Origin of the sequence: Gardnerella sp. KA00243, assembly GCF_049244105.1 — a bacterium.
GTDB classification, from domain to species: Bacteria; Actinomycetota; Actinomycetes; order Actinomycetales; family Bifidobacteriaceae; genus Bifidobacterium; species Bifidobacterium leopoldii.
This window is the reverse complement of the sequence record NZ_CP058375.1, coordinates 353,995-370,418: the sequence shown is the minus strand read 5'-3', so window position 1 is coordinate 370,418 and position 16,424 is coordinate 353,995. Positions and strand designations below refer to the sequence as shown.

Genomic DNA, 16,424 nt, shown 5'->3' with positions numbered 1-16,424 from the left:
ACCAAATAGCATATTTTCAACTTATATCGCTGATTTTTGGAGCGAAAGAAAAATCAGAAAATACTGCTAAACACTTATTAAACGACGAATCTAAATCAATTTTTACGTTTGAATTATCAACTACCCCGCATGTTTGCATACCAGCTTGCTGAGCTGAACATAAAGCTGTAGCAGAATCTTCAAAAACTATGCATTCAGCTGGATCTGCTTTAAGCTGATTAGCAATATCGATATAAGTTTTAGGACTATGCTTACCTTTTTCAGATAAATCTTCTCCAAAATGAAGAAAATCAAAACAATCAAAAATACCAACTCTTTTTAAAGCTGGAATACACAAGCGTTTAGAAAGAGTTGTAACAAGAAAAAGCTTTACACCATTAGAATGCAAATAATGCACATATTCATACGCGCCTTTTCTTAGCGGAAGATGATTAGCATAAGCGTCAAAAGCCATATCTGACCACTCCTTCATCAAAGCTTCAGGAGCATCAGTAAATCCGTAATTTTTAATAACATATTCTGCAATTTGTCTAGGATTCATTGTTGCAGTTGTACTAGCAAAGATTGAGGGAACGCTCATACCACGTTTCGCAAAACTTACTCGATCAATATCATCCCAAACGCTTAAAGAATCAAGTAATGTGCCGTCAAAATCAAAAATCGCTGCAACAATAGACGAATTATTTTGTAAATCCATCAATGATCTTCCTACTTGCATTCAATAGTTCACGAGCATGTTCTAGTGAAGTTTTTGATTCACTTCCATCAAGCATCCTAGCAATCTCTTGTTCACGCATCAAATCATTAAGCTCAATAACAGAAGTATTTGCAACTTTAGCAAAAGAGCTATTCTCGCTATTATCGCCATTTTCAACAAGATTTTTTTGTACTGCAAATTGTACATCTGCAAAAGAAGCAACCTGAGCTAAATGAGTAACAACAATAACTTGAGCATGTTTAGAAAGTTGAGCCAAACGTTTACCTAGCTCTACTGCCGCAACACCACCAACACCAGAATCTACTTCGTCGAAAATAAATGTCATATTTTCTTCGTCGCAATCTGTCAACTTCGCAATAACAAGCTCAATTGCAAGCATAAGCCTACTTAATTCACCACCAGAAGCACTTTTGCTCATCGGCAAATCTGAAGAAGCAGGAAATGGTCGGAACAAAAACTCTACATCATCACATCCGTTAGTATCAAGCGGAATAGAACCAGATAAATCTTCGCAACGCTTATTTACACTGATAATTAATTGAGCACCTGGCATAGCCAAAGAGTTTAATTCTTCACTAACTAAAGTGCCAAAATCATGAGCTGCATTTAAACGAGTTTTATATAATTCTTCAGCAAGTTTAAGAGCATCATCATATCGTTGAGCACATTTAGCACGCGCTTTGGCAATAGCTTCAGGAGAATCATCTAAATCTTCAAGTTCAAACTGAGCTTTTTCAGACCAATCAAGTACATCATCTAATGTCGGCCCCCACCTACGAGTTAAATCAGTAAGATCATGAATACGAGAATTTAAATCATCTAAATCTTTTTCACTTACATCAATATCCAACTGTTGAGCAAGCTGCATTACGATATCGTCAAGTTGAGCATGAATATCGTCAAGTTGATTTGCAATAGAATTGAAAGAATCATCTACACGAATATTTCGTAATGCTTGAGAAGCTTTATCTACAAGGAAACAAGCATCTTCAGATGATTCTGAAGCACCACAATCTATTTGACTGGAATCAAGGGATGCGAGCGCAATGCTCACTGCTTTGACAATTTGAGCAGAATTCTCAATTCTTTCTCTTTTTGCGCGCAATTCCTTATCTTCATTAGGGAGAGGATTCACATCTCGTATTCGCGCTAATGATTCTCTAAGGTAATCTGCACGTTGCCGTGAAGAAGACGCTTGATTTTCTAGTCGGTTACATGTTTCTTTAGCATCTTTCCACGCTTGATACGCACATGCGTATTGCTTAAGTAATTCACTATTTTTAGATACAGTATCAAGCAATTCGCGTTGTTTTGAATTTGTTGCTATGCGTAATTGGTCACTTTGTCCATGAATCACTATCAATCGAGAACATACTTGTTCAAGAACTGTTTTTGGTACTGCGAAACCAGAAATTGTTGCTCTTGAACGACCTTCTTGTGGTACTGTTCTAGAAACATACATATCTGATTTATTTTCGTCATTTTCTGAAGGCTCTAATTCAATACCGGATTTGCCAACAGCATCTACTAATTCACTTGTTTTAGGAATACTAAATATGCCTTGGACCCACGCTTCTTTAGCATTTGGAGAAATCCTTGCAACTTCTGCTTTGGATCCAGAAATAAGCTTGATAGCACTTAAAAGCATTGACTTTCCGGCACCTGTTTCGCCCGTAATAGCTGTCATGTGAGACGAAGGAGTAATAAGCGCATGTGAAATTGGCCCAAGATTACGTATTTCTAACTCTTCAAGCACGCTGTACCTCGTTTTATAAATGCTATATTTAATATTATTTTCTACTTAAATAATTCATTTTAAAGAATTATTATTGTGCTCACGCCATCCAACTATTGGCAAATCAAATTTTGTAACTAAACGCTTCGTAAAAGGAGCGCCAGAAAGTCTAGCTAATAATAGCTCATCTTTTGATTGACGAACTTGAATCCTTGATCCCTGAGGGAGCGCACGCTGTCTTCTACCGTCGCAACAAATCCAACCTCCAGAAGACGATTCATTAAGAATGTCAATAGTAAAAGTAGAACCGGCACCAATAATTAGAGGACGCGCAAAAAGAGCATGAGCAGCTAATGGCACTAATTGCAATGCTTCTACATTTGGCCACATAATTGATCCACCTGCTGAAAATGCGTAAGCTGTGGAACCAGTAGGAGTTGAAACTATTACACCATCGCAACCAAAAGATGACATTTCAACATCGTCTACTCGTATTGAAAGTTCTACCATTCGACCTCTGTCTTCGCGATCAAGAGTTATATCGTTCAACGCCCAATCACTTAAAGGCTTACTTTCGCCAGGAAGCCAAACATCTACATGAGCTTCCATTCTCCTGTCAATAGTGTAATCTTTGTTTGCAATTCTACGAATAGCATCATTAATTTGAAAACTTTCGAATTCTGCCAAAAAACCAACATGACCAAGATTTATGCCGATAATTGGAACAGTAGTACAATGCACTAACTCAGCAGCCTGAAGCATGGTGCCATCTCCCCCAAGCACCACAACTATTTCCGTATTTTCGTCAACTATACGAGTAGTTTTTTTAGCAAAATCAGACACAGAAGCACTGTTGAATACGTCAACAACGAATCCAGCTTTAATAAGTTGAGTCTTGACTTGATTTACCACATCACTGTGAACATCGATCCTAGCGTGAGTAACTACAAGAGCACGACGAGCCGCCGAAGCGGAATTAGTATCGAAATGTTCCTGCATATACAGCCCCTTCGTACTGTTTAAACACAACTACTACTATTGTAATTGTTAGGATACATATTGAAAAATGCTAAACATTCAATGATTAACTTATTTCTTATTTCTTATTTCTCGTAACGCGCATAAAGAAGATACTCCGTATTGCCATGTGTTCCTTCAATAGGAGATTCACAAGAGGAGATAACCTTTAGACCGTTTTGATTTGCACAACTTTTTATTGTTTCTAAAGCTTTAATTTTTAAAGTTTCGTCAGTTACTATTCCACCTTTTCCAAGGTTTCCTTTTCCTACTTCAAATTGCGGCTTAACTAAAAGCACAATATCTGCATGCAATTGAGCTATTCTAGAAATTACTGGAATAACAAGCGTTAGAGAAATAAAAGAAACGTCAGAAACTATAAGATTTGGCTTATATGGCAAGTTTTCTTCGTACACATTTCGAATATTTACACCGCTCATTTCAATTACATGTGAATTGTTAGCTATTTTTGGATGCAATTGACCATGACCAACATCTAAAGCTATTACAGAATGAACGCCTCTTTGCAAAAGAACGTCGCAAAAACCGCCCGTTGATGCACCTATATCTAGAGCTTTAGTTGATTTGGAAGTAGTTAAACCATTTTTAGAAAACGCTTCGAAAGCACCTTCTAACTTAAGCGCTCCGCGAGAAACGTATCTAATACAAGATTGCGTATTTTTTGATTCATCGATTGTTATTGCATGTGAATTGTTTACTAAAAATGAGGATTTTGTAATATTTCGATTGTCAACACTCACTACGCCAGCACGAATTAAACGCTGAGCAGTTGTCCTACTTTCTGCTAAACCACGCTTAACCAAAGCGCAATCTAAACGTTGTGAAATATTGCTATTTGAAAGTTTACTTAAATCCTCATTTACAGTCATAAGGAAAACTCCGGAAGAGTATAATTTTCCATATTTTCACCGCAATCTTGCAAACTCCATGCCAGCGCACAAGCAGCTCTCAAAGCATTGCAATCGTTGGTGTTATTAACTTCAATAATATTATTATTCACAACTCTTGCTATAGCATCTTCACAAGTAAAAGTAGTACCGTTAACGCGTTCAGGAGCATTATGAGATTCGTTTAATCCTCGCAAGTCTTTAGAAACAAAACTTGGACGCAAATGTTTTGGTGCAAGCATAAGCATGCGAGGATCTGTAACTCCAGTAAGAACAAGTAAAGAAGCATAGCCTCCTCTTGTCCCAGCCTCAATATCAGTATCTAAACGATCTCCAACTGCTAATGAATGCTCAATACTAATTACAGGATTCCCATACTCGTCTTTTTCAGTGTATTCTTCACATTCAGAATCATCATGCTTAGCATTAGCAGCAACCAAAAACCTTGCTTCATCATACATTGCAGATTCTGGTTTTCCAGCAGACGAAATAGGCTCCACACCCGTAGCATTAATAACAGCTTGAATCATGGAACCGCATCCAGGAGCAATACCATGCTCTCTTGGAATAGTTAAGTCGCGGTTAGTAACGAAATATTTTGCACCATGCTCAACAGCGAAAGAAACTTCCGCCATTTCTTGCCAAGTCATTTGAGGATACCAGCCTTGAATAACAGCTTTAGGATTATCTTCGCACGAATCTACAAGCTCTAATCCTACGCGTTGCACTTCTTGACGCAAATGTTCAGCGCCGAGAACAAGAACTTTAGATCCTTTCTCAACATTGCGAGCTACCATTCTTGCTGCAACAACAGAAGACGTTATAATCTGCCATGGTTCTACTTTTAAGCCAAAACTTTCCAGTTGTTTTGCAACAACAGATTGGAAACGCGAAGAATTATTAGTTGTGTATTCAATTGCCATTCCATTTTTTTGCGCAAACAAAATGGAATCAGACGCATATTCAACAGCATTTCCACCACGATATACAACACCATCTAAATCAAGCAGTGCTAGACGAAATGCATCGCTTAACGGACGATTACATGAAGAAAAATTCTTTTTCGTTTCAACTTGCATACTATACCTCATTTAAGTTTGCTAAACACTGCACTTAATTTAGATTCAAATTTTATTAAGCCTATTTTATAAATATCAACTCTTAAAGCAGCAAGTGCCCGGCTTACTTAAAAGCAGCCGGGCGCAAATATTCAAATGTTACGAACTACTCTTCGTCAGCGTGAACAGCACTCATCTCGATAGTATCCGTATTATCCGCATTCTCAGAGTTACTTGTCTCTTCTGAGTCTTCTAAATCTTCAGTTACTTCAGATTCTTCATCAGGAGCAAATTGAGCATCATCTTCACTCATGCCAATTTCATCCATCATGTCATCATTCAAATGCTCTAAATCATAGTCGATAACAATATCATCAGGATTTATATCTTCGTCATCAACATCAGCATACTGTTGCTCAAGCTTATCAAGCAAAGACTCTAATTCAATTGCTTCGTCACTACGACCGGCTTCTTCCAAGAAGTATTGTTCTGCTTGAACTGCACGCATACGATACTCCCCAGGAAGACCCTTTGAACGACCCATTGCATGAACCAATTCAATAGCCTTATCAGCATGACCATTATCAGCCAAAACGCCTGCATAAACGAGGAACATTTCGGCTTTTACTTCTCCTCTTAAGGTTTTTGCTTCATCTGACATGCAAATTTCTAAAGCCTTATCTAGATTTCCCATACCGCGCTCGCAATCGGCAATAAATGGCAAATAATCAAGGTAACCATTCATTCGCATTGCAGTGCGGAATTCCTTAGAAGCAAGCTTGTAATCGCCCTGACGATAGGCCACAAAAGCTAAAGTTTCGCGAGCAAAATCAATACGAGATGCTTGCTTAGCAGCCCACTTTGCATGTTCTAATGCAAGTTCAGGATTTTCTTCTTGCAAAGTATAGGCCGCAAGAATATGAAGACCAATATTTTCAGCATGCTCCTTTGAAAGACCGCGCAAACGCTCGCGATCTTCTTTAGAAAGCATTGCCCATTCCAAACCTTTTGGCATCTTAGGCTCACCAGAGCGGCGTGCTGTATAAGGATTTTGAGATGGATAAGAAACAGTTCCGTCAGAATTGCGGCGTGGACCATCTTCAAAGCGGAAGTTACTACGCGAATTTGCGCGACGGTCATCTCTGCGGTCATCTCTGCGGTCATCTCTGCGGTCATCTCTGCGATTGTCACGACGATCAAAGCGACGCTCATTATCTCTGCGCTCATCGCGACGATCGTCTCTGCGGTCATCACGGAAGCCACCCTTAGAGCCTTTATGAAAATCTTTATGGAAATCGCCATTGCGATGGTTCTCACGACGATTATCCCTGCGATCGTCACGATGGTTAAAACGATGTTCACCATCAAACTTCTTGTAGCGTGGGTTGCCACCTTCTTCACCAGAATGTTCAAAATCTCTAGAGCGACGATCATCTATACGATCAAAATGACGGTTACGATCAAAGCGACGATCATCATCGCGATTCTCTGAGCGGAATCCATCCTTCTTAAAACCATTCTTCTTAAAACCACCGCGACGGTCATCTTTACGATCGTCATGACGGTTAAAACGACGATCACCATCACGCTTTACGCCAGAGCGGAAGCTCTCTTCACGGTCATCATCATTACGGCGGAAACCACCCTTCTTAAAACCGCCTTTATGGAAACCATCTTTATGGAAACCGCCGCGACGCTCGCTACTTTTACTACCATTGCGATGACCAAATCCACCACGTTCACCAAAAGATTTCTTACCACTCCGCGAGTGTTCGCGTTCTTCGCCCATTCTGGCATACCTCTCATCTATGTGCAATTTTATTACAAAATCACATTTTAATTATATTCATAAAACAACTAAACATCTGCTGTAAGCAAGCTATAGCATACATCAAGCAGCAAGCTTACAACAGATGTATTTTTAATAAATCACAAACATTTATTAAGCGCGCTCTACGGCACCGATAGCTTTCTTGCCTCGGCGAAGCAAAGCGAAACGACCGTGCAAGAAAGAGTCCTCACTTAACACATCGTCGACACCACTTACACGTTCATTATTTAGATACAAACCGCCTGCTTCAATAGCGCGACGAGCTTCGGAAACAGTGCGGAACAGACCTGCGGCAACTGCAGCCTCAACAACACGATCTGCAACTTTAGCCTTAGCGAAATCTAAACTACCGTCTTCAGCCTTAACCTTAACGCCATCTAAAGCAGCTTCAAGAGTCTGCTCATCAATATTGCAAAGATCGCCACGTCCAAACAAAGCGGAAGAAGCTTCAATAGCCTGGCTCGTTAAATCTTCACCGTGAACGAAACTTGTAACTTCCCACGCAAGCACGCGCTGAGCTTCACGACTTCCAGGATCATCCTGAATTTGCTGAGCTAAACGCTCAATTTCATCTTTTGGCAAGAAAGTGAACACCTTAAGCAACTTAACAACTTCATCATCAGGCTGATTGAACCAGAACTGATAGAAGCGATAAGGGCTAAGCATAGAAGGATCAAGCCACATGGCGTTACCTTCTGACTTACCAAACTTACGACCTTGATTATCTGTAATAATTGGGCTAGTAAACACGTTTACGGATGCGCCACGAACCTTACGAATCAAATCCATGCCGGAAGTGAGATTACCCCACTGATCCGAACCGCCAAGTTGCAAGGTTACGTTGTAATTATCAAACAAGTACAAGAAGTCGTTGCCTTGCAAAACTTGATAGCTAAACTCAGCAAAAGAAATACCTTCATCGGAATTTAAGCGACGAGCAACAATATCCTTAGAAAGCATTGTGCCAACACGGAAATTCTTACCAACATCACGCAAGAAGTCGATAGCAGACATCTTAGAAACCCAGTCGTAATTGCTAACAAAACGAACAGGATTTTCACCATCAAGAGGCAAAATTCTGCCAATCTGCTTACGCAAACGTTCAGCCCAGCCAGCCACAATATCTTTAGAATTAAGAGTGCGTTCTCCGCTTTGACGAGGGTCACCAATCAAACCAGTGGCACCACCAACTAAAGCAATAGGATGATGACCTGCAGCCTGCAAGTGGCGCATATTAATAAGCTGCACAAGATTACCAATATGCAATGAAGCAGCAGTAGGATCGTAACCGCAATAATACGTTAATGGTTCTCCGTCAAGCGCTTGAGCAAGTTGCTGCTCATCAGTAGATTGTGAAATTAATCCACGCCACTTAAGCTCTTCAAACAAAGAAGCAAAACCTGCTTCCTTGTAGTTCCTGACCTGAGCCATTCGTATCTCCTTAATACAGAATACCGATAAATATCGGGCGCTTTGCGCGTCCACAAGCCTTTCAATTTTTGCAGCACATGACGACACGCATAATAAAAAGTGCCAAATATCATAACGTACGATACTTGGCACTATAACGTTACAGCTAATAATCTAATTTTAAAATTATTTTATAAACGAAATATAAGCAGAACCATCGCTTTTCGAATTTGCAAATTTATAATAATTATCCATTGCGTTTTCAGCCTCTACAATTTGCTCTTTAACTCGCACGAAGGCTGTACCGCCACGACCGCATCTGGCAGACACAGATCCAGCACTAGTCAATATTGTTCTAATATTCGCAATTTCTTCGCTATCAACAAAACCGCTTAGAATATTTGAAAAATCATCATCGCTTAAATCAGCAAGATCTCCCCCAATTTCCTCAGCTCGCTTTACACACAAACCAGACAAAGTATGAGCATTACGGAATGGAACACCCATTTTTACAAGCCATTCTGCAATATCTGTAGCAAGAGCGAAACCAGTAGAAGACTGTTCATAAAGTCTATTTAGATCAAATTTCATAGTTTCTACCATTCCAGCAAAAGCTGGAAGCAGCACTTCTAAAGTGTCAATTTGATCAAAAACAGCTTCTTTATCTTCCTGCAAATCGCGAGCATAAGCAGTAGGAAGACCTTTAAGAGTTGCCATTAAACCAGTTAAATCGCCTATTAATCTACCAGCTTTTCCGCGAGCAAGTTCCGCAATATCTGGATTCTTTTTTTGAGGCATAATCGATGAGCCAGTTGAATAAGCGTCATCTAAACGAACAAATGCAAATTCTTGAGTATTCCAAATAATAATTTCTTCACTTAATCGTGATATATCAACGCCAACCATTGCTGCAATGAATGAAAATTCTGCAACTAAGTCTCTACTTGCAGTTGCGTCTATAGAATTAGCGCAAACTTTTGAAAAACCAAGCTCTTTAGCTACTTCTTCTGGATTAAGACCAAGAGTATTGCCTGCCAAAGCGCCTGCTCCATAAGGGCTTTCATCTGCACGCAAATCCCAATCTATGAAGCGATTTACATCTCGTAAAAGCGGCCAAACATGTGCCATTAACTGATGCGCAAGCAAAATTGGTTGAGCATGTTGCATATGAGTGCGACCCGGCATCACCGCGTCTTTTGCATTTTTTGATTGATTCAGCAACGCTTGGCAAACTGACAACAATAATGATGCAATAATGCGCGCATGCCTACGCAAAAACATACGTATTAAAGCTGCAATTTGATCATTTCTAGAGCGACCTGCACGAAGCTTTCCGCCAAGCTCATTTCCAGCAATTTCAAGTAAACCGCGCTCTAACGCTGTAGCTTCATCTTCATCTTCCTCAATGGGTGCGAAAGTTCCGTCATCTACATGCTTTTGCAATTCATCTAATGCACAAGATAAATCAGCATACTCTTTTTCGTTAAGAAGACCTGCACGATGCAACGCATGCGCATGAGCTCTAGAACCAGCAATATCATCATCCGCTAATCGCCAATCAAATTGTGTGGACTTGCTTAGTTTCGCTAGCTCTGCTGAAGGACCTGAACTAAATCGTCCACCCCACAATGCAATAGGGTGATTAGTATTATTAGTTTCATTATTTTCTAGTTCTGCGGCTGCTGCTTTTGTTGCATCGTGCATAGTTTATTACCTTTATATCTTTTTTATATATATCGTATTAGTTGTTGTTTGCAACGCGCATATCTCTTGCTGCTGCAACCTTGCTAGACAATCCGTAGATTTCAATGAATCCATTGGAAGCACGCTGATCAAATGTATCTGAAGAATCATATGTTGCTAAATTAAAGTCATACAATGATTCCTCAGAACGGCGTCCTGTAACTACAGCTTTGCCAGCATACATAGTCATTCGAATTTCTCCAGAAACATGCTCTTGAGTCTCATTAATAAATGCGTTAAGAGAACGCACAACTGGAGAGAACCACTGACCATCATAGACAAATTCAGCCCACTTTTTATCAAGAGCACGCTTTAGCCTGTGCTGCTCACGCTCCAGGCAGCAATTTTCAAGCTCTTGGTGTGCAACAATTAAAGCTTGAGCACCTGGAACTTCGTACAATTCACGAGATTTAATTCCTACAAGACGATCTTCAATAATATCGATTCGTCCAATTCCTTGCGCTCCAGCTCTTGCATTCATTTCTTCAATTGCTTGCAAAGGTGTTACGCTATGACCGTCAATTGCGACTGGAATACCTTTTTCAAAAGTAATTGTAACTTCATCCGGTTCTTGAGATTCAAGAGGATTTTGCGTATAAGAGTAGCACTCTTCAGTCGGAGCATTCCATGGATCTTCTAGGAAACCAGTTTCGATTGCACGACCCCACACGTTTTGGTCGATCGAATATGGGCTTTTCTTGCTCTGTTCAATTGGAAGCTTATGCTCGTTAGCGAACTCTATTTCAACATCACGAGTAAGTGACAAGTCTCGAATTGGGCTAATAGCTTTTAATTCTGGATCCAAAGATTGGATTGCAACTTCAAAACGAACCTGATCGTTTCCTTTACCTGTGCAACCGTGCGCAATTGTGTCTGCATCAAATTGATGAGCTGCATTCACTAAGTGTCGAGTAATCAAAGGCCTAGAAAGAGCAGAAACCAATGGATACACGTCTTCATACATTGCGTTAGCTTTTAATGCAAGCATGCAATAGTTATCTGCGAATTCTTCGCGAGCATCGACAACATATGCTTCAACTGCACCACAAGCCAAAGCACGATTTTTAATTACTTCAAGCGCTTCACCGCCCTGACCAACGTTTAGTGACACAGCTACAACGTCTTGACCTGTTTGCTCTTTAAGGTATGGAATTGCTACAGAAGTATCGAGGCCACCTGAATACGCCAAGACAATACGTTTTTTATTAGTCATAGTGACCTCCCAGGTCATGTATTGAATAAATAAACAATAAAGAGCATATTATACATATAAAATAAAATCAACAGATGCGCTAAAAAATTATTATATTTTTATCATCTTTGAAGAGTTATTATAAAATATAAAAAATATATCAATTATAGTTATACATATAAAAACGCGCGCAGCTCAGCAATGCACTGCACGCGTATAAATTCTTTTCGTTACTGCAAATTTATTTTTCTAATATAATATTTATTTAAATAGCCACAATATTTCTTAATAAATTGTTTAACGAGAAGCTACTGAAAGCATCCAATTTGCTCGATTTTCAGCTTCTTCATTTGAAACGCAAACCATAATAACTGTATCATCTCCAGCAACTGATCCTAAAATACCTTTCAAAGGCTGACGATCTATAACACTTGCAACGTATTGTGCAGCGCCGGATGGAGTGTGAATAACAACAATATTATTTGCATGCCCAACTTCAGTGACAAGACCTGCTAAAGTGCGAGCAACTTGCTGATCAATTCGCACAGTATCCATAGCATGACGATTGCCAGTACCATCGCCAAGCACATACGCAATCCTGCCATCCGTCAATCGAATTTTAACGGCATTTAACTCATCTAAATCTCGGCTCAAAGTAGCTTGAGTAACATTAAAACCATGACGCGCCAACACTTTAGCGAGTTGAGATTGAGAAGTAATCACTTCTGCCAGTAACGCTTGTTCAATAGCGTTTAAACGCGCTGCTTTTGTTGCAGGACGTTGCTGTTTTATTGACACTTCGTTATTTGATTCTGCATCCGTTTCTGGATTCATCATAGTTTTATCAAAACCTTTCATAAACATATTTTCAATTAAATATATACGAATATGTGTATACATATCTACATGCATAAAAAATTATTTATGTGTTCTTCGTCACACATATCTATTATGCATGAAAACGCTAGATTCTCATTAAAAAATGAATGTTACTTTACATAAAAAGAAAAAAGAGTCAATAATGCAATAAATGCGATTATGCATACTATTATTAGAACGTATGCACAATCGCATTAATTAAAATATATTATATTTTACACTCGCAAAGTTGCGTGCAAGACTTCAGCAGCATCCGTAATCTTCTTACGAACTTCTTCCATCTCTTCGCCAGAAAGTGTTCTATCATTTGCTCGGAACGTTACAGAATAAGCAAGAGAACGCAAACCTTCTCCAAGCTGCTCACCCTCATACACATCGAACAACTCAACAGATTCAAGCAAATCTCCAGCAGACTTTTCAATAGCAGACTGCAATTCATTCGCCTTCAACTCAATTGGTGCAGTGAAAGCAAAATCTTGCTTTACAGGAGGGAAAGTCGAAATTGGTTTAGCTTGAACAGGCTTCATAAGCATATTCTTAAACAATTCAGTTAAATCAAGCTCGAATGCTGCAGAATGCTTAGGCAAATCTAGCGCTTCACAAACATGCGGATGCAATTCGCCAACAATACCGAGATTGACGCTTGAACCATCTTCAGCAAGAACACAAACTTGAGCACTACGACCAGGATGCCAAGAAGATGGAGCATCTTGAGCTTTAAACTGTTCGAGAATGAACTTAACACCAATTCTCTTACCAACTCGCTGGAGTGCTTCAACAGCATCGCTCCAATCGACATCTCTATGAGTACCAAGCCAACCAGTTTCTTCAGCATGACCAGTTAGCAAAGCAGCAACATGCAAAGGTTGTTCCGGTAATCCAGCATCCAGCGCAGCAAGTTCAGCATTAGAAGGTCTAACAGAACCAGGTAATGCAGGAATTGCAGGAGCATTTGGATCGCTAAAGTACACATGACCAAGCTCATACATGGAAATATCTGTTAAACCACGATGAAGATTGCGTCGAACAGTGCCAGCCAAAGTCATCAAAACAGAACGACGAAGCCAAGGTCTGTCTCCAGCCAAAGGATTAGCAATACGAACACTTACTTCAGCAACTTCGTCCACATTTTGGCGGAAAGCCTTAATATCTTCTTCACCAACAAATGGATAACTTAAAGATTCAACAAAACCAGTTTCTGCTAACTCATAAGCAATAGCTCGCCTAGTTTGCTGTTGCGTGGTTAAACCGGTTCGACCAGTAACAGGAACTGCAGGAACCTTAACAGGAATCTCATCATATCCAATAAGTCGAGCGATTTCTTCTACTAGATCGCAAGGCTCATTCAAATCAGGACGCCAAGTTGGAGGAAGAACGGAGAAGGATCCATTGCCACCACCAGCAACAGAGCAACCAATATCGGTAAGAATATCGCTAATGCGATTCAAATCAACTTCCAAACCAGCAACTCGCTGCACTTCATTAGCTTTAAACACAATCACATTTCGCGACTGAGTATTATTAACATCACACGGCGATGTAGATGGCTTAGCTCCACCAAACTGTTCCAAAAGATTCGCAGCCATTTGCGCAGCTGCTGGCTGCAATTGAGTATCAACGCCACGTTCAAAACGACGAGAAGCCTCAGAAGGAATCTTATGTCGTCTAGCAGTGCGAGCAATTGAAACGGGATCAAAGTGAGCTGCCTCAATCAAAATATTTTTCGTTTCACTCGTAACTTCGCCGTACATGCCTCCCATAACACCTGCTAAGCCAAGCACGCGTGAACCGTGGTTTCCATGAGGAGAATCGCAAATAACTAAATCCTCAACATGCAATTCATGATCTTTGCCATCCAAAGTCGTAAGATGTTCGCCATCATGTGCACGACGAACTACAATTGGACCTTCAATTTTGTCTAAATCATAAGCATGAAGAGGTTGACCCAAATCGAGCATGACATAATTAGTGATATCAACGGCAAGAGAGATACTGCGCATACCTGCACGCGTTAAACGACGCTGCATCCAACGTGGGCTTGCACAAGTGGAGTCAAAACCATGTACAGCACGCGCATAATATCGATCACAACCAGGTACACCATGAATTGGATTAGTATCTTCAATGCTCACGTCAATATCTGAAGTCTTGTGACCTTCATCATTAATTTGCGATACCTGCTCATTCAACTTTGAAACAGGATCCGTATAAACAGCACCAGTTGAATGATGATATTCGCGAGCAACACCACGATAAGAGAAAGCATAACCACGATCAGGCGTTATGTTAATCTCCAAAATCGGCTTATTAAGATGCAACAACTCCATTACATCATCGCCAGGCTTCAACTCATCATATTCAGCCTTAGAAAAGCCATATTCACGCAACAAAATAATGCCATTGTGGCTATCTCCCAAACCAAGCTCACGCTCTGAAGCACACATACCGTCAGAAATATGACCGTAAGTCTTGCGCGGCTCAATCTTAAAATCTCCAGGCAGAACAGCACCAGGAAGAGTTACAACAACCTTTTCACCAGCAGCCATATTAGGAGCACCGCAAATAATGCCACGAGGAACTTTCTTGCCGTTCTCGTCAACATCGTTGTATTTATCTCCAACATCAACATGGCACCAATTAATAGTTTTGCCATTTTTCTGCGGTTCAGGAGTTGCGTCAACTACGTAACCGACAACAATTGGACCGGTAACTTGAGAAGTGTGAATCTCTTCTTCCTCTAAACCAACACGAACTAAATCTTTAGCAAGCTGTTCGTATGTTAAACCTTCTGGCACTTCAACATGATCTTTAAGCCAGTCAATATCTACCATTGGCATGAGTTTTACTCCCCCATCACAAACTGTTCACTGAAGCGCTTATCGCCTTCAACCAAATCATGCATATCGTTAATGTCATGTCGAAGTAGCAAAGTTCGCTCCAAACCTACTCCGAAAGCAAAACCAGTATAAACTTCTGGATCTAAACCAGCAGATTTAAGGACATTAGGATTCACCATTCCGCATCCGCCCCATTCAATCCAGCCTGGACCGCCCTTTTTATCCGGGAACCAAAGATCCAGCTCAGCACTAGGCTCAGTAAATGGGAAGTAGCTTGGTCGCAAACGGCTCTTTGCATCTGGACCAAACATAGCAACAGCCAAACGATCGAGAACACCCTTTAAATCAGCCATTGTTAAATGCTTATCCACAGCCAAAGCTTCACATTGATGAAAAACTGGAGTATGCGTTGCATCCAGTTCATCAGTGCGGAACACTCTACCAGGAGAAGCAATATACAGAGGAACTCCACGCTCAATTAACGCACGTACTTGGTCAGAAGAAGTTTGCGTGCGCAAAACCATATTTGAACCAACAAAGCCTGCGGCATCCTTAGCTTGATTTCCTTGAACGTAGAAAGTATCTTGCATTTGACGCGCAGGATGATCCGGTCCAAAGTTCAATGCATCGAAATCAAACCATTCAGTTTCAACTTCTGGACCCGCAGAAATCTGCCAACCCATAGACACAAAGAAGTCTTCAAAATCTTCAATAATACGAGCAATAGGATGACGAGCACCTAAAGGCTTACGATTAATTGGAAGAGTCATATCTACAGTCTCTGCAGAAAGCATGTTAGCTTCTTCAACGGCTTTAATTCGCTCTGTAGCTTCTGCAAAAGCTCGACCAAAATCAGCTCGCAAAGTTGACATCACCTTGCCAACTTCCTTCTTTTGATCTGCAGGCAAAGAACCAATTGCTTTGCTTGCAACAGTCATCACTGACTGCGCGCCAGCATACTTAGTTTTAACAGCCTTCAGCTCTTCCATAGTTTGAGCAGCTGTAACGCTAGCAATACCTTCTTTTACTGCTTTAGTTACAGCTTTAATATCGAATGGCTTATTATCGGTCACAGCACCCTTCCTATCTGTGTTAT

The 16,424-nt window shown here is 40.4% G+C and carries 12 protein-coding genes; all 12 read right to left on the bottom strand.

Annotated elements, in window-relative coordinates:
* Positions 1-16: 16 nt before the first annotated feature.
* The 12 genes from HXT50_RS01450 to pheS all read right to left on the bottom strand — a co-directional run bounded on the left by HXT50_RS01450 (position 17) and on the right by pheS (position 16,401).
* Entirely contained in the window at positions 17-697 is a 681-nt protein-coding gene (locus tag HXT50_RS01450) for an HAD family hydrolase (RefSeq protein ID WP_421776929.1), read from the bottom strand.
* Entirely contained in the window at positions 681-2,474 is a 1,794-nt protein-coding gene (gene recN, locus HXT50_RS01445) for a DNA repair protein RecN (protein ID WP_410297349.1), read from the bottom strand. The genes HXT50_RS01450 and recN overlap by 17 nt, the downstream gene beginning before the upstream one ends.
* 54 nt (positions 2,475-2,528) lie before the next feature.
* Complete coding sequence (locus HXT50_RS01440) at positions 2,529-3,452, bottom strand: NAD kinase (RefSeq protein ID WP_004119420.1); 924 nt, start codon at positions 3,450-3,452, stop codon at positions 2,529-2,531.
* 104 nt (positions 3,453-3,556) lie between these two features.
* Positions 3,557-4,360, bottom strand: a complete 804-nt coding sequence (locus HXT50_RS01435; RefSeq protein ID WP_421776928.1) for a TlyA family RNA methyltransferase — start codon at positions 4,358-4,360, stop codon at positions 3,557-3,559.
* Positions 4,357-5,457, bottom strand: a complete 1,101-nt coding sequence (locus tag HXT50_RS01430) for an HAD-IIA family hydrolase (protein WP_064340443.1) — start codon at positions 5,455-5,457, stop codon at positions 4,357-4,359. Before HXT50_RS01430 ends, HXT50_RS01435 begins: the two co-directional genes overlap by 4 nt.
* Positions 5,458-5,602: 145 nt before the next feature.
* Positions 5,603-7,225 (bottom strand): hypothetical protein, encoded by a 1,623-nt coding sequence (locus HXT50_RS01425; RefSeq protein WP_421776927.1) that lies wholly within the window; start codon positions 7,223-7,225, stop codon positions 5,603-5,605.
* Between the two features lie 153 nt (positions 7,226-7,378).
* Positions 7,379-8,698 carry a tyrosine--tRNA ligase gene (tyrS, locus tag HXT50_RS01420; protein WP_116442695.1) on the bottom strand — a complete coding sequence of 440 codons (1,320 nt, stop codon included), beginning with the start codon at positions 8,696-8,698 and terminating at the stop codon, positions 7,379-7,381.
* 165 nt (positions 8,699-8,863) lie between these two features.
* A complete protein-coding gene (gene argH, locus HXT50_RS01415; protein WP_421776926.1) occupies positions 8,864-10,381 on the bottom strand; it encodes an argininosuccinate lyase in 1,518 nt (505 codons plus the stop codon).
* Between the two features lie 37 nt (positions 10,382-10,418).
* Positions 10,419-11,633, bottom strand: coding sequence for an argininosuccinate synthase (locus tag HXT50_RS01410; protein ID WP_004106825.1), 1,215 nt, complete (start codon positions 11,631-11,633; stop codon positions 10,419-10,421).
* Between the two features lie 276 nt (positions 11,634-11,909).
* Positions 11,910-12,449, bottom strand: coding sequence for an arginine repressor (locus HXT50_RS01405; protein ID WP_032842537.1), 540 nt, complete (start codon positions 12,447-12,449; stop codon positions 11,910-11,912).
* Between the two features lie 257 nt (positions 12,450-12,706).
* Positions 12,707-15,328, bottom strand: coding sequence for a phenylalanine--tRNA ligase subunit beta (pheT, locus tag HXT50_RS01400; protein WP_101886021.1), 2,622 nt, complete (start codon positions 15,326-15,328; stop codon positions 12,707-12,709).
* Between the two features lie 5 nt (positions 15,329-15,333).
* On the bottom strand, positions 15,334-16,401 hold the full coding sequence (gene pheS / locus HXT50_RS01395) for a phenylalanine--tRNA ligase subunit alpha (protein ID WP_032842538.1): 1,068 nt from the start codon (positions 16,399-16,401) through the stop codon (positions 15,334-15,336).
* Positions 16,402-16,424: the final 23 nt, after the last annotated feature.